Origin of the sequence: Pseudoalteromonas obscura (assembly GCF_030135505.1) — a bacterium.
Classification (GTDB): Bacteria; Pseudomonadota; Gammaproteobacteria; order Enterobacterales; family Alteromonadaceae; genus Pseudoalteromonas; species Pseudoalteromonas obscura.
On the sequence record NZ_JASJUT010000005.1, the window covers coordinates 1 to 25,547 of the forward strand.

The window sequence follows — 25,547 nt, forward strand, 5'->3', positions numbered from 1 at the left end:
CTGATCTACTACGGCCAATTTAAAGGCTAAAGAATAATCGCGTTGAGTACGCTTAACTATTGATTGCATTACACTCTCCAAAATAAGTTTGAAAAGTGTCAACGCTATTTAGGACGGGACAATAGCAATAAAAAGGGCATGTAAATTATGCCCTTTTTATTATTTAAAACCTAACCTTATTTGGTTTCAGGAAAACCTCGGTCACGCATCAGGGCGCTTACGTCGGCATCACGGCCACGGAATTTACGATAGGCTTCTGCTGGGTCCATTGCGTTTCTAACCGCAAATAGGTAGTCAACTAAGCGTTTTGCAACATCTTTGTCGTAGAAACCACCTGGTGCATTGGCAAAGGCTTCAGCTGCGTCAGAAGTCAGTACTTCAGCCCATAGGTAGCCATAGTAAGCGGTCGCATAACTTTCACCTGAGAAAACATGACCAAAGTGCGTTGTTCTGTGGCGCATAACAATTTCGCTTGGCATGCCAATCGCTTCAAGTTGCGCTTTCTCAAATGCAACTGGGTCACCGATCTTGTCTGGATCTGTGGTATGGAATTTCATGTCCATAATAGCCGATGCTAGGTACTCTGTAGTGGCAAAACCTTGATTAAAAGTTGAAGACTCTTTGATCTTTTTAACCAAAGATTGTGGCATCGGCTTGCCTGTTTCATGGTGAAGTAAGAACTTATTGATAACTTCTTCTGTTGATAACCAACGTTCTAACAACTGAGATTGAAACTCTGTGTAATCACGTACACCAGAGTTTGAACTAGGGTATTTTACATTTGAAGACAATGCATGCAGAGAGTGACCAAATTCATGGAAATAGGTTTCTGCATCGCTCCAAGAAACTAACGTCGCCTGCCCTTCTGGGCCTTTTACGAAGTTTGAGTTGTTGGTGCTCAGGACGTTTGTCTTGCCATCGATAGATGTGTGGCTGCGGAAAGAAACAGCCCATGCGCCAGAGCGCTTGCCTTGACGAGCAAATGGGTCAAGGTACCACAAACCAATGTGCTTGCCAGTCGTTTTGTCAGTTACTTCCCATACTTTGACATCTGGGTGGTAAACAGGTACAGACCCGTCTTGGATAGGTGAGAACTCATAATTAAATAAGCGCCCCGCAACATAGAACATCGCGTCAGTTAGTTTGTCTAGCTGTAGGTACTGTTTAATTTCGTTTGAATCTAAGCTGTACTTGGCTTTACGCACTTTTTCAGCATAGAAACGGTAATCCCAAGGCTCGATCTTGATGTTTGCGCCTTCTTTATCCGCAATTGCTTGCATGTCCGCAACTTCTTCTTTCACGCGTGCAATTGCAGCTGGCCACACTTTGTCCATCAGAGCGATGGCATTCTTGGGATTTTTCGCCATGCGGTCTTCTAGTCGCCATTGAGCGTAGTCTTCAAAACCAAGTAGCTCAACGCGTTCACGGCGTAGTTTTAAGATCTCTGAAATAACGGCCTTGTTATTGTGTTCACCAGCGTTGTTACCGCGACTATAGTAATTTTGCCAAACAGCTTTACGCAATTCACGTTCTGTTGAGTAGGTTAAAAACGGATCCATAGAAGAGCGAGTATTGGTGATCGCAAATTTACCCGGCTGGCCTTTTTTCTCAGCAGCACTCGCAGCTGAATCAATAAATGCTTGTGGTAAACCAGATAGCTGATCCTTTGTTAAGAAAGTAGTGTAACCTTCTTCATCGGCAAGGACATTATTACCAAACTTAGTATATAACTTTGATAGCTCGAGGTTAATTTCTGCATAGCGCTCAGCAGCCTGCCCTTCTAATGTTGCACCATGGCGCGCGAAGCTATTGTACTGAGTCCATGTTACACGTTGCTGTTCAGGTGTTAGGGTTTTATATTCTGCACCCTCATAAACAGCTTTTACACGCTGAAACAGTGCTTTATTTTGGTTACGTTTAGATTCAAATTCAGATAACTTAGCCATTACAACTGCTTGTTGTTCGCGTACTTCTGGCGAAGAGAGATTAGTAATGTACGTGACAAAGTAAGCGTAAAGGCGATTCGTGGCGCTACCTGAACGCTCAAGCGCAGCAATGGTATTTTCAAATGTTGGAGCATCTGAGGTATTCACAATAGCTTCAAGCTCCGCTAAGTTTTCGGCAATTGCGATTTCAGCGGCGGGTACCAAGTCTTCGAGTTTCATCTCGCCAAACTGTGGAACACCTTGATAAGGGCCTGTGTATTCTTTCAGCAAATGGTTGTTGTATTGTTTTTTGACTTGTTCAACTTGGGCTGAGTCTTGTGAGCTTGGTGTCGCTGTGCACCCTGCTAGCGCTAAACACACTGCTGCGCTCAAAAATGACATTTTTAATTTCATAGTGTTCTCAGTTTGCTTGGATTGATAATTGTGAGTATTTGAGTTGCAATATTGACCAAAGATTGGTCCCTATATCTTATTCTTATGGAGATACAAGCTTGCTATAACGGGAACATAGTACTGTAATCAGTATAAAGTGCAAATGGGATTGACAGTTAAAGTATTGCAAAATGTGAAATCGATTTTTTGCACTGAGTTTATCGCTTTTAAATTACTATTCATCGAAGTTTGGTGAAATTATTTATTTTTCTATGGTAGAGAGCCGTGAATTTTAAATGTGTTCATAAAACTTTCTCTTGATTGTTGGCTAAAATTGAGCCACTTTAAATTACACATACTGTAAACCCGTGATGAAGTCATGGAAATTGGTATCTTTATATATAACGGTGTTGAAGCGTTGGACTTTTGTGGTCCACTAGAGGTATTTAGCACCGCCTCACGTATTGCAAATCGCCCTATAAACGTCAGTTTGATAGCTCCGAGTAATTCGCCCATCAGAGCGCGCGGGGACTTGTCAATAAACCCTCATTTTTGTATTCACGGTCATCCAAGATTTGATTTGTTAATTGTCGCTGGTGGAAAGTTAGATCGCGTGATTAATAATCAAGCAGTATTGGATTGGTTGGCGGAAACCGCAACTCACACACGACACTGTGCCTCAATTTGTAGTGGTGTCTTTTTGTTTGCAAAAGCCGGACTGATCGAAGGGAAAACGGTCACTACTCATTGGGAGCGGGTAGACGAGCTGAGCAAACAATACCCACATTTATTAGTGGTTAACGATAAGAGGTTCGTCACAGATCAAAATTTTACTAGCTCAGCAGGTGTTGCATCGGGCATTGACATGAGTCTCGATATGGTAAAAAAGAGGTTTGGTTTCGATGTTGCGCGAAAGACAGCTCACCAGATGGATTATCTATGGGCAGAGCTGTAACAGAAGCGATTTCGTTGAGCACTAAAAATTTTGCCAAAGTTGCTAATATATCTATACTTTTAGCCGATACTTAGTCATTGGCTAAGGCAAGCGGTTAAAGTAATGAGCAAAAAGAATACAGTATATTTGGCACAAAGCCTTGATGGCTTTATTGCAGATCAGCAGGGCAACATAGATTGGTTATCTAAAATAGACAACCCAAACCACAGTGATTTAGGGTTTGGCGCGTTTATGGCGGATATAGATGCAATTGTGATGGGAAGGAATACATTTGATCAGGTGATGAAGTACGGTCAATGGCCTTATGATAAGCCGGTTTTTGTGCTCAGCAAGTCTCTAAAACAGCTGCCCCAGCAAAGTAAAGGTAAGGCCTATCTGGTATGTGCGAGTGAGCGTGAGGTTATTGCTCAGCTTCATCAATTGGGTCATGACAGGCTGTATATTGATGGCGGCAAGTTGGTACAAAACTTTTTAAGCCAAGGACTAATTGATGAAGCGATTGTTATAACAGTACCGGTGGTGTTAGGAAAGGGACTAAAGTGGCTACCAGAGCAGCCACTCAATTGTAAAATAAATTTATTGGCAACGTCGGTTCTATTGGGAGAATTGGTGCAGTCGCATTATCAAATAGAATCGAGGTAGCGCTGTAAAGGGGGTTGACAATTAGCCCCATACAACACCATTTCGTATTCAAATTCATCTTCAAAGCAGATATTAAACCCTAGGTGCCGATAGAGCCGAATAGCTGGGTTGCCTTTAAGAACAGTTAAATATGCAGGTGTATGAGCATGTTGGGTGAGGAGGCTGCGCAATATGGCGGTGCCAAACCCTTGATTTTGATGTTGAGGAGCAATTTGCAATTGCATAATTTCGAGGCGTTCATCGCTTGCATGGTATTTTAAGCATCCGACCTTATCTCTGTTAATAAACACGATTTTTGAACCTTGGAAGTGTTCTTCTAAGCGGCTGATATGTGCTTCATGGCACAGGAATATGCCTTGTCGTTCTAAGTGCTCTGTCATTGTTTTTTTTCTCAATGACAGGAGGTATGGCTTATCTGACTCGGCAGCGGGCTGAAGTGTTATTTTCATGTGCTCATCCTAGCTATCTGTATATTGGAATGCGTAATGTGAGACTACTGAAACAACTCAATGGCGACATTAACATGGCTACGTGACAAAAAAGGTATGCTGATAAACATAAGTAGATGATGTTGTTATGACCAAAAGTTTGTTAGGTGAAATCGCATGATAGTGTAAAGGTGCGGGGCAATTACATGAAAATTGAGCTGTTTGACTATGAGCCAACTTGGCTAGATAAGTTTGAAATTGAAAGAATAAAATTTCGAGATAGGTTGCGTGGTAATCGCGCACTTGCCGATCCGTATGCGCAATTGAAGCTGTCTTTGGCTCAGAATAATCGCGACAATAGAGAAGCATTCACACGTGAAAAGTGGCCATTTATTCAAAATGTATTAGAGCTGTGAAAAGCCTACTGAGACTATGAGAGGTTAAGGCAAGTAAAAGACTTGCCCAGCTATCTAAATTTATCATCAGCACTCTATCGTGTAACAAAGCCCCCATTAATCAATAGCGTTTGCCCAGTTGTCCACTGCGATTTAGGGGAGGCGATAAATTCCACAATAGGAACGATGTCTTCTACTTTTCCCAATCTGCCTGCGACACTGGCTGTGTTTAGAAAGGCCACAGAGTCTGGGTCTTCTTGCTGATGAAAAAAATCAGTATCGATGGGACCAGGACAAATCATGTTTACGGTGATCCCCCTTGCACCAACTTCTTTCGCGAGCGCTTTAGTAAATTGTTCTAACGGCGCTTTTGAGCCTGCATACAGTGCATAATTACCAGTAAACGCATCCAAAAGAGAGGTTCCGATATTAATCACTCTGCCATTGTCTTCGAGGTATTGCGCCGCTTGTTGCATAACGAAAAAAGCGCCTTTGCAGTTTATGTTAAATAATCGATTAAAGTCGTCTTCGGTATAGTCGATAAAGGCTTTCTTAGAGATTTGGCCCGCATTATTTATAACAATGTCGACCTTTCCATATGCTTCTTTTGTCTGTGTGAAAAGATTTATAACATGAGATTGCTGAGTGAGATCCCCTTGGATCACGAGTGCTCTTTGTCCCATTTCTGTGACTTTTTGTGCTGTTTTTTCAGCTTCTATAAAAGAGCTGTCACTGTGATAATGAATGACAATATCACAGCCTTGTTTAGCAAGATTTAAGGCAAAAGCCTGCCCCATATTTTTTGCGCCACCCGTTATTACGACAACTTTATCTTTCAAACCTGTACTCATAATACATTCCTTTTCATACTTATAGTCATATTAACTATAGCTGCTTTACGCTGTGTCTATTATTTTCATTGATGTTAGACTTATCCTTGTCATAATCGTCGATTTACATTGAGAGCCTAGAATGCAAACAGTGAGTATCTTTGTGGATGTACAAAACATCTATTACACCACTCGAAGTGCCTATAAACGCAACTTTGATTACAATCGTTTTTGGGCTGAGGTGACGGATAATCGTCAAGTAGTAAATGCATATGCTTACGCGATTGATAGAGGCGATGAGAAGCAACGTCAGTTTCAAAATATTCTTAGGGCAATTGGATTTGAGGTGAAATTAAAGCCTTTTATTCAGCGTGCCGATGGCTCGGCAAAAGGTGACTGGGATGTTGGAATTACGATAGATGTGTTGGAGGCTGCCAAACAGTCAGATATTGTGGTGCTAGCATCAGGAGATGGTGACTTCGATATATTACTCAATACCGTGCGAGACAAATACCAAGCTGAGGCTCATGTGTATGGTGTCCCATCACTTACAGCTGCTAGTTTAATGAATGCAGCATCCCGATTTATACCTATTGAAGACACTTTGCTACTATAGAATTGAGCGACATTACCTGTGTTTGAAAGCAAGAGGACTGTTTGCTCCGCTTGCATTTGCACGCTCACTGAATATTTATTAGGTGGTTAAGCGCCGCTTTAGGGTGCTACAAGACTGCCCTTTTAAATAGCCACCAAGCAGGCGTTGTATTTTTTGTTTCAACCATATAGGCCCATGATCTGTCATATCATTGTGCCTAGATTCTGGAACTTCTATCACACAGCCTGGATATGTTTTGAGTTCTCTGCTTGAGTATAAGACACCTTCATCTGCGGGGAAATCGCTCGCTCGAATAGACAGTACCGAAACGTTTATGTTGCGAGGAAGCGGTACGCGCCTATGATCTAATGTTACCAAGCCAGAAATATAACTTTTGCCTTGATTTATTAATAACGCAGATAGGTCTCCTCCATTGGAATGACCCACGAGCAATAAATTATCGAAGTCATACTGTGGATAGCTAGGCGCTAACTTTGTGCGGACAAACTCAATCGTTTTGGCGCCACGTAGCCAATTTTCTTGGCGTGTTTGAAACAAGTTACCTGATACAGATAGCGGTGGATCGGTTTTCAGTTCATGCCTAATTGCTACGGAAAAGTAGCCAAGATTGGTTAAGGTTTCACTTAAAAATTGGTAATCTTGGTGAGGGACGCCGTAGCCTGCGCTAATGAATGCCACGGGGCATGGTTTTTTTGCATGGCAATGACTGTTTGTTTTAGGCGATTGTATCTCAATGGGCACAGCTCTATTGCGTTCTTTATCATGCAATACGCTGAGTGGTTGTTCCGACGCATTGGCACTGGCCGCAATTGTTATTAAAAGTGCTAAAACTGTTCTTTTCATCGTACTACATTCCCTTAGATATTGTGCGGCGCGAGTATACGCCGCCTTCAATAAATAGTAAACGCATGAAAAAACAGGTTTTGTAGCTATCAATAAGAATTATAGAAACGAACGACTCTGTCGCTTAGATAGCACCAAATTTACCCGCATGGTAATCCCTAACAGCTTGTTTAAGCTCTTCTTGAGTATTCATTACAAATGGACCCATGTGTGCAATGCGCTCGTTAATAGGTTGGCCTGCTAATAATAAAAGTCCCACTTCTTGGTTTCCACTTTCTATATGAATTGGTGCTTGAGGGTCTATGTTAAGCAAGTAGCCGGATTGATGGCGGCTATCTTTCAAAGCGCCTGTATGAATGTAGAGCAATACTTTTCCGTAGTGGGACAAATCGAGGTACATGGCGCTGTGTGCTTGCAGCCAGATATCGCTAATTGCGCCAGCACCCGCCAACTCATCTAGGCCAGAAGAAATAGTCTGCTGCGATTCAGTCCAACTGCCAGCAAGTGCGGTGAGTTGTGCGCCGCTTTGATTGATGATAGAAGGCAATACACGGTCACTTGAATCTTGATATTTGGGTGTGTTCATCTTGTCTTTTGCGGGCATGTTTAACCAGATTTGAAAGCCGTGCATACCATGTTGTGCATCGGCCAACGGCATTTCTGAGTGAATGACGCCTCGGCCAGTGCTCATCCATTGAACTTGCCCTGCTCGAATCGCTTTTTTATTACCCATCTGATCTTGATGCTCAAATCCGCCTTTGCGTATGTACGTAAAAGTCTCAATCCCCCTGTGAGGATGGGCAGGAAAGCCGCCTATATAGTCTTGCGAATTGCTTGATTTAAGTTCGTCTATCATCAAAAAAGGATCTAGACTTTTCCCGTCGAAACCGGCGATACGCTGTATTTTGACTCCTGCGCCGTCTTGCGTTGAGTGTGATCTTGTTACATTTAAAATCTTCATAGTTACCTCGCTTATGTGCGCCAATGAAGCTACTTTATGTTGCTATCTATACGAATAAAATTGACAAAAAGCGAAGAGAACATTCTGTAAAAAAGAATAAATGCAGAATTACAGTGTAATTACAATGATTTACTGTGGGTCTAAGCTCTGGCTGTGTAGCATGACTTGTCGCTCAGCTTGTGCGATAAGTTTTGCTAACTCTCCTGACTGTTTCATTTCAATTAGTTTGTTGTTTACCAAAGGAACAAGGTGTTGCTGAGACTCATGAATGTAGTGAAACAAATCTAGTACTGCGAGGTTCTGGCTAGAGATCACATTATCAATACCCAATTTTTCTAAGTGTATTAAGCCATCCATTCGGTTCGTGAGCGCGACATCAGCTAAACCTTTGGAAACCAGCTTAAGTATTTGAGCGGTGGTATCCATATCCTCAACATGCTTCATACCTTGAGTGATGTTGTTGGTATGCTTCACCCCCCTGACTTTGACAATATGGTGCTTTTGTAAGTCTTTTGCTGTTTTGATGTCTATTTGACTATCTTTGCGAACAAATGCCGCTGTTTCTAGGTAGTAATATGGAGTCGGTACTCGAATTGTTGTCGGAGTTTCTATTCCATAGCTAAATATTCGCATGATCTCCCCATTGGATAACCCTGTCTTGGCTCTGAATTGAGCTCGTTTCCCCGGAAGTGGCGTGATGGTTATTTTGATATTCAATTGTTTATAAACTTCGGTTAGAACAATACGGCCGACCTCTTGTTCTATTAAGTAGTTGATCGATACAAAGTGATATGTTTCAGCGTAAAGGGGCCTAGTTAAAACTAAAAAAAATGCGACTAGCAAATACTTCATTGATGAGCAAAGGCTTAATAAAACAAAACTAATCAAAGTATAGCGCACACGAAAAGTAATTAAAGTGTCTGTATATCTAGTAGGGAGAGTAGGCTGACTTTGATATACTCAAGGTGTTCCTCAAGCGATATTTTTTAACTAGAGATCAATGTATTGATCCAAAATGCAGGGAGCAAAGTACCTGTATTGTGCGCACGTAGACGTAGGTTTGATTGGTATAGAAATATGACAGATAAAAGTAAAAAGGTTCCTTCTTCTCGAATTTCTAGGTTGGCTCATTTAGGTGGGCTGGCAGGAAAAGTGGCATCTAATGTTGTAATTTCCGGAGCTAGACAAGTGCTCAGTGGTCAAGCTGTAACTAAAAAGGAGTTGTTATTACAACCAAAAAATATCCACGCTGTTGCCGATAAATTGGCTCATTTGAGAGGAGCCGCAATGAAACTCGGGCAGCTATTGTCAATGGACTCAGGGGACCTTTTGCCAAAAGAACTGGCGTTGTTATTAGAAAAGCTCAGAGCAGACGCACAACCAATGCCACATAAACAACTTATCGGATTACTCAAGCTTAATTGGGGTTCAAATTGGCTTGATAAATTTAGTCACTTTGAACTTAGAAGCTTTGCACGAGCATCGATTGGTCAAGTTCATGAAGCAACCACTGAATCAGGTCAAAAACTGGCGTTAAAAATTCAATATCCGGGTGTCGCAAATAGCATTGATAGTGATGTTGACAACGTAGCCATGCTAATCAAAATATCAGGCCTTATGCCCAAACAGGTGGCCATCGATCCGCTGATCGCAGAAGCAAAGCAGCAATTACTAGTGGAAACTGATTATTTAATAGAAGGTGATCGTCTTCAGGCGTTTAAAGCGGGTTTACAACCCTATGCACAATTTAAGGTGCCGGAATATTTCCCACAATATTCAACAGGGCATATATTGGCGATGGAGTTTGTATCTGGTCAGTCTCTAGACTCACAGGTACACGCCTTGCCTGCCGTGCGCAATAAAATTGCCAGTGACTTAATACAATTGTTCTTTATTGAAATGTTTGAACTGGGCGCAATCCAAAGTGACCCGAATTTAGCTAATTATTTGTATGATGAAACACAAGAGCAAATAGTGCTGCTCGACTTTGGGGCTTCTCGATGTATTCGTCGTGAATTAGCTGTAGGGTATTGGTTATTGCTTAAAGCTGGTTTAGAGCATGACAGAGACATGATGACTACAGCCGTGCAGTCGATAGGTTATTTTGGCGAACAGATTGAAGACGACTACCGAGATATTGTATTGGATTTATTTTTTATGGCCACGGAGCCATTGCGGGCCGAACAACCTTATGACTTTGCAAAAAGCGATATTGCTCAGCGGATCCGAGACATGGGCATGGCATTAAGCTCGAGGGAAGGGCAGTGGCATACTCCCCCTGTAGATGCTTTATTTATTCATCGTAAATTGGCTGGGCTATATTTAATTGCAGCAAGGCTAAACGCTAAAGTAGGTGTGAGAGAGCTATTTAGTGGCTTTGAAAAGCCTGACTGTTTGGGGCTATAAAAAGTCATCGTCCTTGAAAAATAATGCTTATAGCATATTTCCATCCCATAAGTTACTTATATACAGCATATGCTATGGTTTGAAAATTACCGTTATAGAGTGTGATAATAAGTAAAAAAGTGTAAGTGAGCACTGACTCAGTGCGGTATTTGCACTATGTGGCAACCGTACTAGTTGGCAATGTGCAGCACTTTACCGATTGTGGGTATCTGACAGAAGTTGTAATTCCTGATTTAATGTCCATACTTCTTCCATAATTTCATTCCACACTGTGTTCTTTGTTGTTAGGAAAGGTACCCCGAGGTATTCAATGAGAACAATTACTTATGGGTTAGCGCTGGCTGCTTTGGTGAGCCTAAAGTTGTCAGCGGCGGAGCTTGTCGACGTTGTGGCTCAAGTGCCTAGTATACAAACTGAGATCCGCTACTTTACAGCTGATAACTTTGTTGGCAAAAAAATTGATGGTTATTTGGCGCCCAAATGTTTACTGAGTAAAGAAGCGGTGAAAGCAGTGACAAAGGCACAGTATGCACTCAATGAGTTTGGGTTGGGGTTGAAAGTTTTTGACTGTTATCGACCACAAATGGCTGTGGATCACTTCGTACGCTGGGCAAAAGACCTTGAAGATACTAAGAATAAAGCGAAATACTATCCAGAAGTACCTAAAAACGAATTATTCAAACGGGGTTATATCGCGGCGCGATCAGGACACTCTCGAGGCAGTACACTAGATGTTACTTTAGTTGATTTAGTGACCGGCGTTGAGCTTGATATGGGATCTGGTTGGGACTTCTTTTCAAAAGTATCGTGGCCAAGTTATCAAGGGATCAGTGCTCAGCAACGTGCCAATCGAAAGCTATTGGCTAAAGTTATGCGTAGCGCTGGCTTTATTGGGCTGACTGAAGAGTGGTGGCACTTTACTTTGATTGATGAGCCATATGCAGATCAGTACTTTACGCTACCTGTAAAGTGAGTTTTGGTTGATAGGGCATAGTGAGTGCTATTTGTAAATAAAAGTAAACATTGATTTGTATGCAAGTTATTGAATTTAATGTGTCAATAGTATTACTTTATTTCATTGTGAAAATTTTGTGATTGATTAAGCTTCTTTAGTGCTTGATTAACTTGATAGCACCATTTAATGTACCTAAATAGCTGATAATTGTTAAAATAGTGATATGTATAAGGGAATAGCTTGCACGATCGCGTTTTTTGTTGGATACCTTCTTTGGGGAGGGCTGAGCAATGTATGTGCAAATGGAATAAAGGAGTACACTCTAAGCACTGCAAATGATTCCTCCAATTCCGGCGTGGAAACCAATTCCACCTCGGCTCAAAGTGATAAAAAGCACTTTGTCATTAATAGAGCTTCTATGAATGCAAGAAAGGCATTATTTGATGAGCATCAATATATTAGCCAGGCATATATTGAGTTTGATATTAGACGCATTAAAAACTTGCAAGCTTCTGATTTGGTTGCTTTTTATGTTCCACAGCAAAAGCGCAGTTACATGATTGTGATAGAAGACATTCAACAGACTAAATTGGGTGGTTTGCGCATAGCAGGTTATTTTTCAGATGATGCACAACGACATATTGCACTTGATTTACAGTTAGATGGGCGCTCTGTGTCGGGGCGTTTACAAACAACTAAAGGAGAGTATTTATTTCGCTCTCATGCGCAATATGGTTGGATTGCTGCGCAATATGAAGGCAAAAAACAATATTTAAAATATCCTGAAGAATTTGCCAAACCCAAAGAGGTTGTTGCTAAAAAGTAACTCGAATCATTTTTTTTACATGGGTCATCGGCGTAAAATACTTATGTGCTGAAGTTAGGCTAAAGTTTATATTTTTCAGCGTTTTAATAGTCCTCTCATTAAATCATATCTATAAAACTTCTCAATTAAACTGGAAAAAGAAAAAATATTGTTAATAATTTTGTAATCTGGAGTATTTACTCTTAATGTGACGAAATTATGATGGAAACTTCGATGAGATTACTTGGTTACATTGCTTTAATTGCTAGTTTTTCGGGTGCTGCAAATGCACAGCCTACTTGTCCCAACCTCGCTTGGCTAGAAGCTGAATTTGACGCTCCTACTATGCCTAGGATGAATTACAACAACCGCCTCAATAAGTTAATTACGTGGCTGCCTGAGTTTCATATGGTGCATGATCAGGTTGTCGCCGAAGGTAACTCAGTGGAGGTGACGGCGAAGTTTGACTATGGCGCTATTGCACACAAAGATCTTGAATATGAGACGGTGAAATTTTACATCCGTTCAGAGCAAGATACCCAGTGGCATTTTCTTGCTAATGCCCAAACCAACAGTGATGGCAAGGCGAGCGTAGCTTTACCTGCACTGCAGGCCGGGCAATATCGAATTTTTGCGGGTGTCCCTGCGGATGGCAGCGGCACCCAAGGTTATGTGACTGTTGTTCAGCCAGGCACTCAGGCTGTGCTTTTTGATATTGACGGTACGCTCACTGAGTCGGATGCAGAGCAAATTGGGGATTATACTGGGATTGATAGAGCCGATCAGAAAGAAGGCGCGTATTCATTAGTGCGCCGTTATTTAGATCTCGGTTATCAACCCATCTATTTGACGGCACGTGTATATTGGTATGCCAAAGGCACTCGCAGCTGGCTACGTTGGACTGGGTTACCTCAAGGCTTTTTAAGAGCATCTTCGAGTAATGAAACCAGCTTATTCCGCACTGCCGAATATAAAATCAATGAAATAAACCAGTTGCAAGGGCAAGGGCTGGATATCGTTCGTGCATATGGCAATGCAAAAACGGATGCTGAAGCATTTATTCGCGCTGGATTAGGTAGCGATAACAGCTTTACAATCGGGGCTGATGCCGGTCATTATGGAACAACCGCCATAGAAAGCAATCACTATTATCATCATATAGAAACGCATGTTAATGACTTTCCAGCTGCGAAATGTGAGTAACCATTACCGCACTGAAAAGCCAGTATGGTCAATTTTTTTGGTATGACTGTGCGTGTTTTATACGGTCTTCTAGGCTAGGGTGGGTGGATAAGTACTCTAGCCATTTTGGTGTGGCTTGAGTCGGTTCCTCTTTGTCGTGTGTTAGAGACTGTAAGCGTTGCAATGCTTGAGCAAAATCGTCATTTGAATGTCCCAAATGTGCCAGCCTATCTAGTGCAAATTGATCAGCTTCCCATTCCATATCTTGTGAAAACTGCGCGCCCATAACCACATTTCCAGATCCAATTAACAGCTCAACGACCCCTTCCATATCACCAAATATAAAGCTCATAGCAATCGTGCCTGCGAAGGCTTGTGCGGCAAGTCTGATACTGTGTTTTCTTTCAACATGCCCTATTTCGTGGAGGAGTATCGCGCGAATTGCGCTAGGGTTATCTTTTAGCGCTTCAATTAAATCATCGGTAATTACAATTTGACCATGAGGTAGTGCGAATGCGTTCGCACCAAAATGCTCAGAGTCGTAAATACTCAGTTGATATTGATCGCCAGGCAAATCTAACGCTTTGAGCGCATCTCTCCAAAGCGTGTGAATTTGTTGCTGGGTGCCAACAGACAGCTCGCTAGGTGATAAGAAGCTCTCTTCAATCACGTACATAGATTGCTGGCCCATTGTATCTACTACCGATTCGGGTACATATTCGACGAGCCAAACTGCGCAAGCCGGCACAACTTTAAATAACAAAGCATATATCAATAATGGCGTTAGTAATAATGCCGACAGGATCACCATGGTATGGCGCTCTAAACTTGCGATACTTGTGGATGTGGCACGTCCGGGCCAAACAAAGTTGGGATCATTGGGCACGAAGCGCTCACCAGATGGCAGTGTGGCTTGCACTGGTACGCCGGGAATTGGCGTAGACAAAGCCAATGCGTCTAACGCACACTGAGCCGCCCGGTTTTCTCCGTAGTGAATATATAATTGACCATTTTCGAGCCGCGCCTCTACATTAAACGCAGTGCTGTTCGAAAATGGATAGAGTAAGCCTGAGACACGCATATTAGGTAAGAGATACATCTATATCAAACAGTGTCGCGGCTTCATCCCCCAGAGACGACTCTGCGCTATCTAGGATGTCAAAGACATTGTCCGCACCTGCCAACATTGTGAGTGCACTGGCGCTGGCTAGTATTTTTGCTTTGCGCACTTTTGCCCAAGGATAAGCCAGCCCAAGCGTAGCTGCAATGGCGAGTATATTGGTCACTTCTACAATGGCAAAATTCGCTGGAGATAAATTAGAATGCAGTTCGGCGACTTGGTCAATCGACGTGCTGTTAAAAATGTGGTTTCTAATCATCGCCTGATAAATGGCTTTTAACAGGTATATACATGCAAAGTAAGCAGGTATCAAAATAAATAGAACTTGTGAAGAGTCCGTAATGTTACCGCCGACTACAAAGATCCCACCCAATACCAGTGGAATGGCAACTAGTGAGCAGAGTAAAGTCGTGACTGCCGCGCTAAAGTATGTGCTAGTAGACAACTTAGTTGAAAATGGCTGATCGCCAAATTGAATATTATTGCACAGGTATTCATCTATCTTTTTCAATGCCCAAGGCATCAATAGATACATTGTGAAGACACTCAAGATTGGGAATAAAACAAAGACTTTAAAAGCACCGCCGTAACTTCCATTGAAGCTAAAACGGATGTTTCTGAAGCGAGTCATTCGCATATTGAATTTGAAACTCTGATTGATGAACCAAGGTGCTAAAAAGGTCAAAGAAATTGCCAAAACTGCACCAACGATAGGGAAGTAATGAATACAAAACATATAGGCAACCAATAGCAGCGCTGCGATAACCCGGCCGGTTAATATTTGCATTGGAGTGGCTAAATACTCAAAGCGATGGCCATCAATACTCGTATTATTGTAAAAATATTGCTTTGTACGCACTGTTGCCCACGCTGAGTATATGCCTAAAGTCGCGACACTCAATAATAGGTTAACAATCCAAATGCCAAAAAAGTCTCGGCTATTGCCTGAAAATCGTACAAGTTTAGGGGTGTGAGGGCCTGACTGAACAGGTGAATTAGCTAAATCCATTAAAAAACTCTCCTTTAAATATGTGTACATAATACACACAATGTACCAAAAAAGGCAACGCTTTGGCGCCGGAGTGATGGTTTTAGTGTGAGTTTATTGTGTTGTAGTTGAAATTCGTTATTTGTTGATTAAGCTGTAAAAATGTTTAAGTGTGGTAAAAAAGTAACTCAGAGGTAGAGGCATGGACAAGGATAATTTTGTAATTAGGACGATGCATAAAAGTGAAGTGGATATTGCCATCAATTGGGCTGCCCAAGAGGGCTGGAATCCCGGTGACTGTGATGCATCGAGCTATTATTCTGCTGATCCAAATGGTTTCTTGATTGGCTTATTAAATAATCAACCTATTGCGGTTATTTCAGCGATTAAATATGGCACAACGTTTGGCTTCATCGGTTTTTACATTGTAAAACCTGAATTTCGTGGGCTGGGCTATGGCTACCAAATTTGGCAAGCGGCGATGACCTATTTGTCAGGATGTAATGTGGGTTTAGATGGGGTCGTTACACAACAAGATAACTACCGCAAGTCAGGGTTTGAACTAGCATATCGCAATATTAGATATGAAGGCGTGTTGGAAATCTCGCATTATATGTGCCAGTCCCAGCCAGACAGTGGCACGATTTGCGAAGTAGATGAAGATCTCATTGAAGATTATGAATCGCAATTTTTCCCCGCGCAAAGGACGCGCTTTAATCACCAGTGGCGCGCTCAGGCCAATGCGTGCGCATTAAATCTTAAAAAAGGCGACAAAATATGTGGCTATGGCGTGATTCGAGCCTGCCAAACAGGCTATAAAATTGGACCGTTATATGCGGACTGTGCACAAAATGCTAAGGCACTAGTATTGGCGTTGGTCTCAGAGGTCGAAAAAAGCATCGCTGGGCCCGTGACTGTCTTTATTGATATGCCAGAGCAAAACAGTGCAGCAATGGCTGTCGCAGAATCGTTAGGTATGAGTGTTGCCTTTGAAACTGCACGTATGTATACGGGGAAGTTTCCAGACTTGCCAATTGGCCAGACGTTTGGTGTAGCGTCATTTGAAATTGGCTAGCAGGTTACTCCTTAGCATGTGTCATTTGGCATAAGGGTGATGCATACAATTAAATTAAAAATTTTTAAATTATTAGGAAGTATATGACAGTACCCAACGCGATATTTATTCTTTTTAGTGGTGATGACGCAACGCTTCAAGCACGTTATTTTGCCCCGCCATCATTGCAACAAGAAGGGTATATACACGCTTGTAAAGCTGAGCAAGTTCACGATGTGTACAGGCATTTCTATCTGGGGGGAGACGCTGTCAAAGTTGCGGTGATAGATCTTCGTTTAGTTGAGGCACAGGTGGTTTTTGAAGCACCATCAGAGCCCATTTGCAATCACACAGAATTCCCTCATATTTATGGTAAACTTAACACAGGTGCTATTGTAGATATTATTGAATACTCCCACTTCACACACCAAGATGTTGCCTTGGATATCCTGGATGTATTGGCTCACTATCGCTTTGAACGTTTGCCAGTAGAAGGTACTTTGTATAAAAGCACTTGGCGTGCAACTGAGGAGTTAGACGGTAACGAGCCAATAGGTACGGCGATGATTGGCATGTACTGCCATGTATTGAAAAGCGTATCTTGTTTTCATCGTTTAACACACGACGAAATTTGGCACTTTTATCAAGGTGATGCATTTTATCTGTATTTGCTCCACCCCGATGGACGCTCAGAAACTGTGGTCATGGGAAGTGACTTTAAACAGGGTCAAAAAATCCAGTACCGAATCCCAGCAGGCGTTTGGCAAGCAGGAGAGTTGGTAGGATCAGGAAAATATGCGTTGTTTGGATGCACTATGGCTCCAGGGTTTACCGGTTCGTGCTTTGAAGCAGCAGATCATGGCCTCTTAAAAAACAAGTATCCGGCTATGGCTGAAGTTTTTGATAGATTGGCAGTTAACAATCATGAGACGAAAATGCCAAAGGGGTTTGCAAGTTAGCTAAGCAGATTAAGGCCAAGCCTAAATTGTGCATTTGGTCTGTTTGTATTGTTCCTCTGTATTGAGCAGTGACAAATTAATAGGAACTTGGTTTTGATAAATAAGGTTTTATTCATCGTAGCTTGGCTGCTGTTCTCCGCTTTTCTTGAGGCAAAACCATCTGTTGAAAAGCAAATGGAGGTGTTACAAGAAGCGGAAGACTACCTGACTGTAAAACCTTCAAACTCACTGCGCCTGTTGAATGCAATGTCACACCGAGATGTACTGCCTGTGGCTCTCAAGATCCGCTGGCATATCATACGTGTTAGAGCCTCAGTACCAACCAACCAGCTCACCACGCTAGAGCAATCCCTAAAGGCACTGTTTGAATTTGAAACACACCCCTATTTTATGAATAAATTACCTACTGTGTTGAGTGCGTTGGGTATTTGGCTGCGCAGAAAAGGCTATTTGGCGGAAGCGGACATGAGTTTGCAGTGTGCACTTAAACATGCTCAGGGGGATGCTCAGAGGCTAACGTTAATAAATAGTAGAGCACTGGTTGCAAGGCATATGGAAAATCACCAAAAAGCCGTTAAATTATACCAGCGTGCGGCAAAGTTGGCGAAAAAATTACAGCATCGCTCTATGTCGGCGACGATAAACAATAATATGGGGGCAATCGCCTTAGACCGAGCAGACTATGTGAGATCCGACCGTTATTTTAGGGCTGCACTTGAAGGGTATCAAAGCGTCGATAAACGTTCAGGCTATATTACTGCGGGGGTGAATTTACTCTTTTTGTTTGTACTTAAAGGTGAAGCATTGAACTACCAGCGCCTGTATTCTCCGATAAAAGCGATGACAGATGCCTTTCCCAATCAATCTAAAAAAGCATTTTTGCACTGGATCAACACTGCACATGCGGTACAACAAGGGGCTAAGTTATCCACCGAAGAGCACCAAGCACTACTGAATTATTTTTCACAACTTGAAAGTAACAAGGTTAAAGCCCTAGTTGCCCAACACCTGGCGCCGATTGTTCAGATTGAAGTACCAAAGGTCTCTGTTGAAAAAGTACCGTCATTTCAAGCCAAATGGTTTGATAAAGTTCGCTTATGTGAGTGGTTATAATGGCGTTATAAGGATTGAACCTGTGCTGCCAGCTTTTTAACTATGACAATGTTGCTTGGGCGATTGCTTGAGAACAAAAACAAGATGGGAATGAAGCTCTTACCCTAATCGAAGGCGGTGATTAATCTATCACCGCCCGATTGAACTAATCGTTATAGCTATTTGAAATTCTAAAAAACTGCCTAATACGTGAATCACTATAGCACCAAGTAAAGAAGGCATTTCCTTCATCTATTGCAGCTTCAACAACCGCATCGCTGAACGGCGAATTTTGGCTTACAATTAATCTAACTCGGTCTTGAAATAGATCTGCAATTTTTTCCACCTGTTGCATTTCGACATCAGTAAAAGGGTGGCTGTAACCCCCTTTGGCTGAACTTGCATCGCCAGCGCTACCGTGATAACCAACATAAATTTTAAGTGGCTTTTGTGATGTTGCCAGCGTATTGATGGTCGCTTCGTGCTTTTTTAAAGCCGTGTAAAAATCATTGACGTCACCAGTGCCTGTGTTTGTGACTATTCCACCGGAATAAAACTTAAAATCTATTGTCATAATGATTCCCCTTGATTACAAAGATTTTGATATACATTGAAAAGTAATTGCAGCTTATGGATGTGAGCGCTCAAATTGTGCGACCTTGATAGGAGCGCCTCTTCTGGCTAAAAATGTACACCCCTTGATTTCCCCTTCGTCAATGACATCGCCATCTTTTCCCATACCTAGGATGTAGTTTTTATCGATGGCGAGTGTCAATGTGACACCTGGCCAGTTGAAAGCTAAACCTCCTTGGTAAAACTCATAGAGTTGCCGATTTTTAAACAGAGCTGCAAGGTCATCCCATGCTTGCTGGTAATTGGCTGGACTCAGCTTATCCCAAGGTGTATTTCTGGGGCTAGATGGATTGTAGTCACTTTCATTGTGCCCTTTTTGCTTTGTGTAATCCTCATCGGCTAAGGTTTGTTCAGTGAGTGTGGCCGATCTATCTTCATCCCAACCACCAACACCTTTGTCATGGTACAAAATCATGTAGGCTTCGATGGGGTGGCATAGTCTGCGAACGACAAAACAGTTATTTTGTATATATTCTTTGATTGTGTCTGGAGTACTATTTTCGTTTCTTTCTAAAGCAATGATGGAGTTGCTTCTTTTCAATGGGTTGCTATCCATTGTCACCACCGATTAGATAAATGTATTGGTATCTCAAGTATGAAAGTGAGTGGGGTTTAAAACACGGCGAAACGGGCTATATAGTCATGGGAATAAATGAATAACGTCATAGGTGCAGCAATGAGCCAAATAGAAATTGTAGATTATCGTCCTGTTTGGGCTGAAGAGTTTAAATGGATTGGAGCAGCTTTAAAGCAAGCTTTAGGTCACCTTGCTGTCGCTATTGATCATATCGGCTCGACCTCAGTTCCTGGGTTAGCGGCCAAAGATGTCATAGACATTCAAGTAAGTGTAAAGGCCCTTGACAATCCAAAAATAGAAAACGCGCTCAGTGAAGCGGGGTATAGGTACAGAGCTGACATAACCCGTGACAATCTCATTGGCTACAATGAGGATGATTTGAATATGCAAAAAATGTACTTTCGCGAACCGCAAGGACAGCGAAAAATTCATATTCATATTAGAGAAGTAGGTAGAGTTAACCAAGTTTATGCGCTGTTATTTAGGGATTTTTTACGTGATAACGCGATTGTGTCGCAAGCCTATGAGAAGATCAAACGGGAGCTTGCTCTACGATTCCCCAATGATGAAATCGCCTATTACGCGATTAAAGATCCCTATATGGATACGATTTTTAGTGTTGCTTGTATGAATAAACAAGTAAATCAGGTTTAATAAAATAAGTTGATAATCAATGAGCGAGCTAGATATGGATATAGAAACGGATTGGTCAGAAATAAAGTCTTTGTTTAAGTGCTCTTTTAAATCTTCTTTTCACTACGCGATTGCCAGCGTTACGGACGATGGCGAGCCGCATATTACACCCATAGGCTCCTTAATCTTAGCGGAGCCTGGCAAGGGCTACTATTTTGAAAAGTTCACCAAGCGGTTACCTAACAATGCGCGGACGCAGCCAAAAGTATGTGTATTGGCGGTCAATGGTGGCATGTGGTATTGGCTAAAATCCTTGATTAAAGGGGAGTTTGGCAGCCGACCTGCGGTGAGGCTGTATGGCACATTGGGCGCATTGCGTGATGCGACTGATGCCGAACAGGCTCGCTTTCAAAGGCGCGTTAAAAGCACACGTTTTACCAGAGGTTATAAACTGTTGTGGAAAGATATGTCTAAAGTCAGGGAGATTGAATTCGATAAAGTCGAACAAGTTAAGATTGGTGCGATGACTAAACGTTTCTTTTAATGTCTAACACCTTATTTATGGCCCTCTGCTTTGGCCCTTTTTATCGTTCAATAAGCAGAGGGACTATTGCTTAAGTGGCCTGCCACAGCAGCACAGACAGTGCAGCTAACCAAACAAGTTTGATCCAGTAAGAAATACGCTGATACAGGCCTAAATTGTGTCGTAGCTTATATGCCCGTGACATCTTATATAGATAGAAAAATGCGGCACTTGCAGACAAACCTGAAAAAACGCGAAATTCAATTGCTACATCACTGAAAGCGACAATAATTGGAGCGACAAGCAAAGACAGTAACATGATGAATCCAGCATGAGAGTGGATTTGGCAGCTCAAGGTCGGAGCGTCAGTGTAAGGGTCTTTGTCCATGGGGAAAAAACCAGCAACCCAAGTGCCAACACCATGGATGACAATTAACCAGCCAACAAAAGTCAGTGATAGCGTATCGCTGGCTACTTGTGTAACAGCCCAACCAAACACGCAAAATAATACGCCTAACGGATAATTATTGATAAGTGGGGAAAGTTTTTCTGTCGGGCTACCTGCTGCGCCTAGTTCACTACAAAATTGTGTTTTATGATTGTAGTTTGGGTAAAACCGCCCGGCAATATAAACGCCAAGGGTTATCCAAATTGTTGCTAGCAAGCCCGCCAACAGTAAGATGTTTCCTTCCATGGGATCCCTCCTGTATTTTATTATTTATTTTGTTAATGTTGAAAATAAAATACGTGAATGATCTAAAAGTGTCAATGTACAGCCATAAGAGCCGACGTTTAAAGACAGAAAATCTTAATGGTGATATAGGTTAAAGGGTTGTTTCTTTTAGTTTTTTATATATTTCTTCAAAAACCTGCTTTTGCTCAGGGAAACTTTCCATTCCCTGTTTAAATGTGGCCATCGCACGCTCGTAGTCTTCTAGATTGATGTAGCACATCCCTTTGTAATATTGGGCCGTCGTGCCAGCTGGGTGGATCTCTAGAGATTGATTAAAATAATCTATAGCGGTATTAAAATCTCCCATGTCCATATAAGCAAAACCAATATTGTCCATGGCTTCAAAGTAAAGGGGGTAGATATTGATGGCTTGATGATAAGCTTCAATCGCTTGTACATACTGTGCTGCTTGATTTAGCGCATAACCCTTTGTGTAGAGTGTATTTGCCCTAAAAATGAGATCATCGACTTTTTGATTCGTCACTTCAGCATACTTGTTAAAATCGTTATGCTTTAAATAGTTAATATACCCTTTTAACTCAGGTTTTAGTGGCACCTCATGTCCGATAAATTGCCATTTTTGCGCCAATTTCGCGTGTGCAATGGTTGAATGGTAGGCCGATATAGGGAGCGCTCGCAATTGCTTGAGAGCAGGCTTGTCAGCTGCGGGTTGATAACGCAATACATGAATAGTAGAAGATTGCGCGTTTGTATCAATATCAAGAATTTTAGCTGTGTGCCATAAGCCACCATCATTAATTGTGAATACATCACCAATTTTATAGTGGTGGGTTACTTTGTAGTAAGCGTTGCTGGCACGTACTTCCGGTGTAAATATGGAGAGATAAGTAAACAGTAAAATAAATGAGATCAAGACGTTGTGCATTCTAAATGTACTTATAATTATAAATTGCTATGGAGTAAGTAAATACTGACTTATCTTCTGTTTATGGTGGCGGATTCTCTCAGATATATATCGCTTTGTCATCTAAAAAAGGCAGTTTGAGAGATTTTTATTAAGAAATGATATTATTCATAATAACAAAATAAACATCTATGGAAAGAATGTTTGAACTTTGTACGATTTGGGTGACGAACATGCACAAAATGGTGACTGTGAGGTGACATAGTGACATCGACTACTGCCTAAATGGCTATCTTCCACCTTAAAGCTGTGATCAGCTCCCTATTTCAGCTGGTTCTTGTAATTTACTTGTATCTATTTCTACGACAAACAGCATAGATATCAACAGTGCGCACAGTATGGCACGCAATGTATAGGCGATGATTTCATAGCTATCATAAATGATGGTTAACTTCGTCAGCACGCTGAAAAAATCATAATTAAAACCCAGATCTACGACATTTCTTAGTAAGTTTTCGATGAGCATCAATGCCATCAAAATTGCCGTCAAAAATAGTGAAAAAGCGATAAGGCCCTCAGCGTAGGTTGGGGCGACATGGGGCACCTGATTGAAAAAGTGTTTAGTTAACCTGACTCTGAGCAATAAAAGGAGGCACGTACTGAGAAATAAAGTAAATTGCACGCCGTAGACAATGGTGCCAAGCCATATCATTGGCAGAGTATCTGACTCTAGAGGTATCAAATAGTTAAATGAGGTGAACTCAAATAGTGACATTGCCAGTATTAATGTGGCAATAGATTTGGCATTGATGTTGTCTATTCTGAACAGCAATACGCCAAAGCAACAAGAGATTGTAGCGAGCGACATAAACACCCAATCGTACGAATAGACAAATACCAAGGCAATGATCATAGAAATTGCACAAGATATGCGCAAAACGCTCATGGATTTAAAGCTTATTGTTGTTGATTAATTAGTTCGGTTGGTTTTACTGGTTTTGTTGTCGGTCGTTTAGTTTTATATGCGCCACAAACAAGTTTGTAATTGTCAGGGGTAAGGAGTTTGTCTCGAAGTGGTATTTTCATGTTTATTTTCCCTATACTTGCCGTATTAACTCAATCCGGCTTAGTTATTTCAGCGATTGTAATTGAAACCCACACGTTACTTTTCGTGTTTGAGTTTGTTGACTTTGCGATATCTGTGCAAATTGTTTTCTACTACAAGCTCACGTAAAGTCTGGAGTTGTTCCTCTATGGCGCTTAAATCAAATCTACATGCAAGTGACCATTTTAAATAGTCTTTGTATTTAATATCACTGACACCATTTTCATAGTTAATGATTGTTGCTTCGCTGGTACCGAGCACCTTGGCCATTTGCTTTTGAGTCTTGTTTGCTGCAAGCCTCATTACCTTTAAGTCACTTAAGCTTTGCTCATCGTGCGGCCGAACAGTTTTATTCAATGTCTCGCCCTACATATAAAAATGTTAATTAATCTAAAGATTTTTAGATGTTTAAGCATTTATTATAAAAATGTTAAAATATGTAAATACTATATATGGAGCATAACTGAATGACAAGGATAGAACATGACATTACGTTGATAAATAGGTTTCAAAGCACGGTTGAGCAGCGCTTGAGCAATCAAGTTAAAAGCCAACGTGTAGACATATTGTCGACGGATAAATACCCAGTGGTGAGCTACCAACCTTTATACAGTAAGCGATCGCCATTGTGGGTTATCTATACCCAGATAGGAGAATACCAGTTTCAGTCACTAGAGAGCCTTTACACCCGCATGTCTGCGCAATTGTTACGTGTGATTTTAAATACCGGCAGTCAGCCTAGTAATGTCATGGTGTGCGTCACTCTTAAGGGGATTGGCAACAAGTGTAATAGTGGCTTTTTTCTCACATCGGCAGAGTTAGTTGGTGGCGTGGATGAGTACGAAGCTAAAAGTCGAGTGCAATCCGACTTTGGCGTGGCAGCGCAGCTGATTGATATGCTCAATGGGGTTGATCCGTTGATTAAGGCTATGGCCAAGTCGACATGTATTGGCTCATCCGTCATATAGGTTTTGTAACCTAGTGGCTGGGGAAATAACAGGCTATTGCGAATGAACAAAAGATCCACTAGAATCGGAAAAAAGCTGGATGTTTTATGGAGTTTTTATGGCGGATTCGAAGAAGACAGAAGTTAGATTTTCAGTAGATGCAGATTATTTAGCTGCGCTGCAAAGCAGGCTAGGATTGAAAAAGTCTAGCGATTTAACCAAAGTTGCATTGACGTTGTTAGACTGGGCATCAGACGAAGTCGTCCATGATAGAACGATTTTATCTGCAAACAAACAGGGCAAAGACATACACCGTCTTGTCATACCTGAGCTAAATAATATCTCCAAATCCAATCTCTAAAAACCAAATTAGTAATGAGTTAAGTCATGTCTTCAAGTGCACAGGACTGCACACAATCGACGCAATCCACCCTACAGGAATCTTGGCAAGATATTGATCTTGCATCTGCACAGGATTATACCCCCGAAGATGCGCCTGTTTCAGAGCCGCTCACTGGTAAGGAAAAGGCGGGTGTCAAATTAACTTGGGGGATCATTAGCATATTGATCGGCTTTTTGGTGGTCATCCTAAGTATTTTCATGTGGGGTGAATACCAGTTTTTTACCGCAATGCGAGATACTCAGCAATTGATGCTCACTAACAAGCTAACCAGCTCGGACTTTCTGGACCAGCTTACTCAACAGAGAAACGATTTTCGCGCTTTTTGGTTTGATACGTTACAGCTCATATTACTCAATGTGTTATTCCCGACATTAACGGCTTTACTTGGATATGTATTTGGTACTAGTCGAAATGGCAGTAGCAATTAGGCTTGTTGTGCACGAACGGTAAGTGTCTGTTAGCTAATAGGAAAGAATGAGTTCCAGCTATTAAAAGTGAATATTGTTGTTATTCTATGGGGAGATCCTTGATTGTTATGTGTATTTTTTCGTTAATCAGTCGGCTATTTTAATCGCCTGA

At 41.6% G+C, this 25,547-nt stretch carries 31 protein-coding genes; 16 read left to right on the plus strand and 15 right to left on the minus strand.

The genetic code is table 11. From position 1 onward, the window contains the following. Window positions 1-176: 176 nt before the first annotated feature. Window positions 177-2,339, minus strand: a complete 2,163-nt coding sequence (locus tag QNM18_RS13220; protein ID WP_211011729.1) for a M3 family metallopeptidase — start codon at window positions 2,337-2,339, stop codon at window positions 177-179. Window positions 2,340-2,697: 358 nt separating this feature from the next. Here QNM18_RS13220 and QNM18_RS13225 point away from each other — a divergent pair, with 358 nt between their 5' ends. Both QNM18_RS13225 and QNM18_RS13230 read left to right on the plus strand, forming a co-directional pair. Continuing rightward, window positions 2,698-3,273, plus strand: a complete 576-nt coding sequence (locus QNM18_RS13225; RefSeq protein WP_284137487.1) for a DJ-1/PfpI family protein — start codon at window positions 2,698-2,700, stop codon at window positions 3,271-3,273. Window positions 3,274-3,375: 102 nt separating this feature from the next. Then, window positions 3,376-3,915 carry a dihydrofolate reductase family protein gene (locus tag QNM18_RS13230; RefSeq protein WP_284137488.1) on the plus strand — a complete coding sequence of 180 codons (540 nt, stop codon included), beginning with the start codon at window positions 3,376-3,378 and terminating at the stop codon, window positions 3,913-3,915. On the opposite strand, the gene QNM18_RS13235 is transcribed toward QNM18_RS13230, so the two are convergent. Continuing rightward, window positions 3,897-4,364 carry a GNAT family N-acetyltransferase gene (locus tag QNM18_RS13235; RefSeq protein ID WP_284137489.1) on the minus strand — a complete coding sequence of 156 codons (468 nt, stop codon included), beginning with the start codon at window positions 4,362-4,364 and terminating at the stop codon, window positions 3,897-3,899. The genes QNM18_RS13230 and QNM18_RS13235 overlap by 19 nt on opposite strands. 185 nt (window positions 4,365-4,549) lie before the next feature. Here QNM18_RS13235 and QNM18_RS13240 point away from each other — a divergent pair, with 185 nt between their 5' ends. Then, the gene (locus QNM18_RS13240; RefSeq protein WP_211011725.1) at window positions 4,550-4,759 is read left to right on the plus strand and encodes a GrpB family protein; all 210 of its coding nucleotides are present in this window, start codon (window positions 4,550-4,552) and stop codon (window positions 4,757-4,759) included. A gap of 74 nt (window positions 4,760-4,833) precedes the next feature. Here QNM18_RS13240 and QNM18_RS13245 read toward each other — a convergent pair whose 3' ends face one another. After that, window positions 4,834-5,589, minus strand: coding sequence for an SDR family oxidoreductase (locus QNM18_RS13245; protein WP_211011724.1), 756 nt, complete (start codon window positions 5,587-5,589; stop codon window positions 4,834-4,836). A gap of 121 nt (window positions 5,590-5,710) precedes the next feature. Between QNM18_RS13245 and QNM18_RS13250 the strand changes: the two genes are divergently transcribed. Next, window positions 5,711-6,184 carry a LabA-like NYN domain-containing protein gene (locus QNM18_RS13250; RefSeq protein ID WP_211011723.1) on the plus strand — a complete coding sequence of 158 codons (474 nt, stop codon included), beginning with the start codon at window positions 5,711-5,713 and terminating at the stop codon, window positions 6,182-6,184. Window positions 6,185-6,262: 78 nt separating this feature from the next. On the opposite strand, the gene QNM18_RS13255 is transcribed toward QNM18_RS13250, so the two are convergent. The 3 genes from QNM18_RS13255 to QNM18_RS13265 all read right to left on the minus strand — a co-directional run bounded on the left by QNM18_RS13255 (window position 6,263) and on the right by QNM18_RS13265 (window position 8,840). Further along, entirely contained in the window at window positions 6,263-7,027 is a 765-nt protein-coding gene (locus QNM18_RS13255) for an alpha/beta hydrolase (protein WP_284137490.1), read from the minus strand. Between the two features lie 124 nt (window positions 7,028-7,151). After that, complete coding sequence (locus tag QNM18_RS13260) at window positions 7,152-7,988, minus strand: pirin family protein (RefSeq protein WP_284137491.1); 837 nt, start codon at window positions 7,986-7,988, stop codon at window positions 7,152-7,154. Window positions 7,989-8,117: 129 nt separating this feature from the next. Further along, on the minus strand, window positions 8,118-8,840 hold the full coding sequence (locus QNM18_RS13265; protein WP_211011720.1) for a substrate-binding periplasmic protein: 723 nt from the start codon (window positions 8,838-8,840) through the stop codon (window positions 8,118-8,120). 225 nt (window positions 8,841-9,065) lie between these two features. On the opposite strand from QNM18_RS13265, the gene QNM18_RS13270 reads away from it, so the two are divergent. From QNM18_RS13270 to QNM18_RS13285, 4 genes are all read left to right on the plus strand, one after another. Next, a complete protein-coding gene (locus tag QNM18_RS13270; protein ID WP_284137492.1) occupies window positions 9,066-10,394 on the plus strand; it encodes an ABC1 kinase family protein in 1,329 nt (442 codons plus the stop codon). Between the two features lie 310 nt (window positions 10,395-10,704). Beyond that, window positions 10,705-11,367, plus strand: a complete 663-nt coding sequence (locus tag QNM18_RS13275) for a M15 family metallopeptidase (RefSeq protein ID WP_211011718.1) — start codon at window positions 10,705-10,707, stop codon at window positions 11,365-11,367. A gap of 400 nt (window positions 11,368-11,767) precedes the next feature. Further along, on the plus strand, window positions 11,768-12,175 hold the full coding sequence (locus QNM18_RS13280) for a hypothetical protein (RefSeq protein WP_211011717.1): 408 nt from the start codon (window positions 11,768-11,770) through the stop codon (window positions 12,173-12,175). A 213-nt stretch (window positions 12,176-12,388) separates the two neighbouring features. After that, window positions 12,389-13,357 (plus strand): LNS2 domain-containing protein, encoded by a 969-nt coding sequence (locus QNM18_RS13285; RefSeq protein WP_284137493.1) that lies wholly within the window; start codon window positions 12,389-12,391, stop codon window positions 13,355-13,357. Window positions 13,358-13,385: 28 nt separating this feature from the next. Here QNM18_RS13285 and QNM18_RS13290 read toward each other — a convergent pair whose 3' ends face one another. Both QNM18_RS13290 and QNM18_RS13295 read right to left on the minus strand, forming a co-directional pair. Further along, entirely contained in the window at window positions 13,386-14,435 is a 1,050-nt protein-coding gene (locus tag QNM18_RS13290) for a M48 family metallopeptidase (RefSeq protein WP_284137494.1), read from the minus strand. Next, the gene (locus tag QNM18_RS13295; RefSeq protein WP_211011714.1) at window positions 14,419-15,465 is read right to left on the minus strand and encodes a YjgN family protein; all 1,047 of its coding nucleotides are present in this window, start codon (window positions 15,463-15,465) and stop codon (window positions 14,419-14,421) included. The genes QNM18_RS13290 and QNM18_RS13295 overlap by 17 nt, the downstream gene beginning before the upstream one ends. A gap of 181 nt (window positions 15,466-15,646) precedes the next feature. On the opposite strand from QNM18_RS13295, the gene QNM18_RS13300 reads away from it, so the two are divergent. From QNM18_RS13300 to QNM18_RS13310, 3 genes are all read left to right on the plus strand, one after another. Then, window positions 15,647-16,519: a GNAT family N-acetyltransferase gene (locus QNM18_RS13300; protein WP_284137495.1), complete on the plus strand. Its 873-nt coding sequence runs from the start codon at window positions 15,647-15,649 to the stop codon at window positions 16,517-16,519. 83 nt (window positions 16,520-16,602) lie between these two features. Continuing rightward, a complete protein-coding gene (locus QNM18_RS13305; protein ID WP_284137496.1) occupies window positions 16,603-17,457 on the plus strand; it encodes a cupin domain-containing protein in 855 nt (284 codons plus the stop codon). Between the two features lie 93 nt (window positions 17,458-17,550). After that, the gene (locus tag QNM18_RS13310; RefSeq protein ID WP_284137497.1) at window positions 17,551-18,570 is read left to right on the plus strand and encodes a tetratricopeptide repeat protein; all 1,020 of its coding nucleotides are present in this window, start codon (window positions 17,551-17,553) and stop codon (window positions 18,568-18,570) included. A gap of 145 nt (window positions 18,571-18,715) precedes the next feature. Here the strand turns inward: QNM18_RS13310 and QNM18_RS13315 are convergent, their stop codons facing one another. Continuing rightward, window positions 18,716-19,123, minus strand: coding sequence for a hypothetical protein (locus tag QNM18_RS13315; RefSeq protein ID WP_211011710.1), 408 nt, complete (start codon window positions 19,121-19,123; stop codon window positions 18,716-18,718). A 54-nt stretch (window positions 19,124-19,177) separates the two neighbouring features. Then, on the minus strand, window positions 19,178-19,723 hold the full coding sequence (locus tag QNM18_RS13320) for a hypothetical protein (protein WP_284137498.1): 546 nt from the start codon (window positions 19,721-19,723) through the stop codon (window positions 19,178-19,180). A 111-nt stretch (window positions 19,724-19,834) separates the two neighbouring features. On the opposite strand from QNM18_RS13320, the gene QNM18_RS13325 reads away from it, so the two are divergent. Both QNM18_RS13325 and QNM18_RS13330 read left to right on the plus strand, forming a co-directional pair. Then, on the plus strand, window positions 19,835-20,413 hold the full coding sequence (locus QNM18_RS13325) for a GrpB family protein (RefSeq protein WP_284137499.1): 579 nt from the start codon (window positions 19,835-19,837) through the stop codon (window positions 20,411-20,413). Between the two features lie 19 nt (window positions 20,414-20,432). After that, the gene (locus tag QNM18_RS13330) at window positions 20,433-20,936 is read left to right on the plus strand and encodes a pyridoxamine 5'-phosphate oxidase family protein (protein WP_284137500.1); all 504 of its coding nucleotides are present in this window, start codon (window positions 20,433-20,435) and stop codon (window positions 20,934-20,936) included. 70 nt (window positions 20,937-21,006) lie between these two features. Here the strand turns inward: QNM18_RS13330 and QNM18_RS13335 are convergent, their stop codons facing one another. The 5 genes from QNM18_RS13335 to QNM18_RS13355 all read right to left on the minus strand — a co-directional run bounded on the left by QNM18_RS13335 (window position 21,007) and on the right by QNM18_RS13355 (window position 23,975). Beyond that, window positions 21,007-21,609: a DUF998 domain-containing protein gene (locus QNM18_RS13335; protein WP_284137501.1), complete on the minus strand. Its 603-nt coding sequence runs from the start codon at window positions 21,607-21,609 to the stop codon at window positions 21,007-21,009. 130 nt (window positions 21,610-21,739) lie between these two features. Continuing rightward, window positions 21,740-22,534: a tetratricopeptide repeat protein gene (locus QNM18_RS13340; protein ID WP_284137502.1), complete on the minus strand. Its 795-nt coding sequence runs from the start codon at window positions 22,532-22,534 to the stop codon at window positions 21,740-21,742. Window positions 22,535-22,826: 292 nt separating this feature from the next. Further along, window positions 22,827-23,459 carry a hypothetical protein gene (locus QNM18_RS13345; protein ID WP_211011704.1) on the minus strand — a complete coding sequence of 211 codons (633 nt, stop codon included), beginning with the start codon at window positions 23,457-23,459 and terminating at the stop codon, window positions 22,827-22,829. Between the two features lie 11 nt (window positions 23,460-23,470). Continuing rightward, window positions 23,471-23,599, minus strand: a complete 129-nt coding sequence (locus tag QNM18_RS13350) for a hypothetical protein (protein ID WP_284137503.1) — start codon at window positions 23,597-23,599, stop codon at window positions 23,471-23,473. Window positions 23,600-23,675: 76 nt separating this feature from the next. After that, window positions 23,676-23,975, minus strand: coding sequence for a helix-turn-helix domain-containing protein (locus tag QNM18_RS13355; RefSeq protein WP_023400038.1), 300 nt, complete (start codon window positions 23,973-23,975; stop codon window positions 23,676-23,678). A 110-nt stretch (window positions 23,976-24,085) separates the two neighbouring features. On the opposite strand from QNM18_RS13355, the gene QNM18_RS13360 reads away from it, so the two are divergent. The 3 genes from QNM18_RS13360 (at window position 24,086) to QNM18_RS13370 (ending at window position 25,396) form a co-directional block, all read left to right on the plus strand. Then, window positions 24,086-24,586: a hypothetical protein gene (locus QNM18_RS13360; RefSeq protein ID WP_211011703.1), complete on the plus strand. Its 501-nt coding sequence runs from the start codon at window positions 24,086-24,088 to the stop codon at window positions 24,584-24,586. Between the two features lie 97 nt (window positions 24,587-24,683). Then, window positions 24,684-24,926, plus strand: a complete 243-nt coding sequence (locus QNM18_RS13365) for a hypothetical protein (RefSeq protein ID WP_023400036.1) — start codon at window positions 24,684-24,686, stop codon at window positions 24,924-24,926. Between the two features lie 26 nt (window positions 24,927-24,952). Beyond that, on the plus strand, window positions 24,953-25,396 hold the full coding sequence (locus QNM18_RS13370; protein ID WP_211011702.1) for a hypothetical protein: 444 nt from the start codon (window positions 24,953-24,955) through the stop codon (window positions 25,394-25,396). The last annotated feature ends 151 nt before the right edge of the window (window positions 25,397-25,547 follow it).

Excerpts from the sequence above, each read along its gene's own strand:
- QNM18_RS13220 (WP_211011729.1), bottom strand. The coding sequence starts at position 2,339 with ATGAAATTAAAAATGTCATTTTTGAGCGCAGCAGTGTGTTTAGCGCTA.
- QNM18_RS13225 (WP_284137487.1), top strand. The coding sequence starts at position 2,698 with ATGGAAATTGGTATCTTTATATATAACGGTGTTGAAGCGTTGGACTTT.
- QNM18_RS13230 (WP_284137488.1), top strand. The coding sequence starts at position 3,376 with ATGAGCAAAAAGAATACAGTATATTTGGCACAAAGCCTTGATGGCTTT.
- QNM18_RS13235 (WP_284137489.1), bottom strand. The coding sequence starts at position 4,364 with ATGAAAATAACACTTCAGCCCGCTGCCGAGTCAGATAAGCCATACCTC.
- QNM18_RS13240 (WP_211011725.1), top strand. The coding sequence starts at position 4,550 with ATGAAAATTGAGCTGTTTGACTATGAGCCAACTTGGCTAGATAAGTTT.
- QNM18_RS13245 (WP_211011724.1), bottom strand. The coding sequence starts at position 5,589 with ATGAGTACAGGTTTGAAAGATAAAGTTGTCGTAATAACGGGTGGCGCA.
- QNM18_RS13250 (WP_211011723.1), top strand. The coding sequence starts at position 5,711 with ATGCAAACAGTGAGTATCTTTGTGGATGTACAAAACATCTATTACACC.
- QNM18_RS13255 (WP_284137490.1), bottom strand. The coding sequence starts at position 7,027 with ATGAAAAGAACAGTTTTAGCACTTTTAATAACAATTGCGGCCAGTGCC.
- QNM18_RS13260 (WP_284137491.1), bottom strand. The coding sequence starts at position 7,988 with ATGAAGATTTTAAATGTAACAAGATCACACTCAACGCAAGACGGCGCA.
- QNM18_RS13265 (WP_211011720.1), bottom strand. The coding sequence starts at position 8,840 with ATGAAGTATTTGCTAGTCGCATTTTTTTTAGTTTTAACTAGGCCCCTT.
- QNM18_RS13270 (WP_284137492.1), top strand. The coding sequence starts at position 9,066 with ATGACAGATAAAAGTAAAAAGGTTCCTTCTTCTCGAATTTCTAGGTTG.
- QNM18_RS13275 (WP_211011718.1), top strand. The coding sequence starts at position 10,705 with ATGAGAACAATTACTTATGGGTTAGCGCTGGCTGCTTTGGTGAGCCTA.
- QNM18_RS13280 (WP_211011717.1), top strand. The coding sequence starts at position 11,768 with ATGAATGCAAGAAAGGCATTATTTGATGAGCATCAATATATTAGCCAG.
- QNM18_RS13285 (WP_284137493.1), top strand. The coding sequence starts at position 12,389 with ATGAGATTACTTGGTTACATTGCTTTAATTGCTAGTTTTTCGGGTGCT.
- QNM18_RS13290 (WP_284137494.1), bottom strand. The coding sequence starts at position 14,435 with ATGTATCTCTTACCTAATATGCGTGTCTCAGGCTTACTCTATCCATTT.
- QNM18_RS13295 (WP_211011714.1), bottom strand. The coding sequence starts at position 15,465 with ATGGATTTAGCTAATTCACCTGTTCAGTCAGGCCCTCACACCCCTAAA.
- QNM18_RS13300 (WP_284137495.1), top strand. The coding sequence starts at position 15,647 with ATGGACAAGGATAATTTTGTAATTAGGACGATGCATAAAAGTGAAGTG.
- QNM18_RS13305 (WP_284137496.1), top strand. The coding sequence starts at position 16,603 with ATGACAGTACCCAACGCGATATTTATTCTTTTTAGTGGTGATGACGCA.
- QNM18_RS13315 (WP_211011710.1), bottom strand. The coding sequence starts at position 19,123 with ATGACAATAGATTTTAAGTTTTATTCCGGTGGAATAGTCACAAACACA.
- QNM18_RS13325 (WP_284137499.1), top strand. The coding sequence starts at position 19,835 with ATGAATAACGTCATAGGTGCAGCAATGAGCCAAATAGAAATTGTAGAT.
- QNM18_RS13330 (WP_284137500.1), top strand. The coding sequence starts at position 20,433 with ATGAGCGAGCTAGATATGGATATAGAAACGGATTGGTCAGAAATAAAG.
- QNM18_RS13335 (WP_284137501.1), bottom strand. The coding sequence starts at position 21,609 with ATGGAAGGAAACATCTTACTGTTGGCGGGCTTGCTAGCAACAATTTGG.
- QNM18_RS13340 (WP_284137502.1), bottom strand. The coding sequence starts at position 22,534 with ATGCACAACGTCTTGATCTCATTTATTTTACTGTTTACTTATCTCTCC.
- QNM18_RS13345 (WP_211011704.1), bottom strand. The coding sequence starts at position 23,459 with ATGAGCGTTTTGCGCATATCTTGTGCAATTTCTATGATCATTGCCTTG.
- QNM18_RS13350 (WP_284137503.1), bottom strand. The coding sequence starts at position 23,599 with ATGAAAATACCACTTCGAGACAAACTCCTTACCCCTGACAATTACAAA.
- QNM18_RS13360 (WP_211011703.1), top strand. The coding sequence starts at position 24,086 with ATGACAAGGATAGAACATGACATTACGTTGATAAATAGGTTTCAAAGC.
- QNM18_RS13365 (WP_023400036.1), top strand. The coding sequence starts at position 24,684 with ATGGCGGATTCGAAGAAGACAGAAGTTAGATTTTCAGTAGATGCAGAT.
- QNM18_RS13370 (WP_211011702.1), top strand. The coding sequence starts at position 24,953 with ATGTCTTCAAGTGCACAGGACTGCACACAATCGACGCAATCCACCCTA.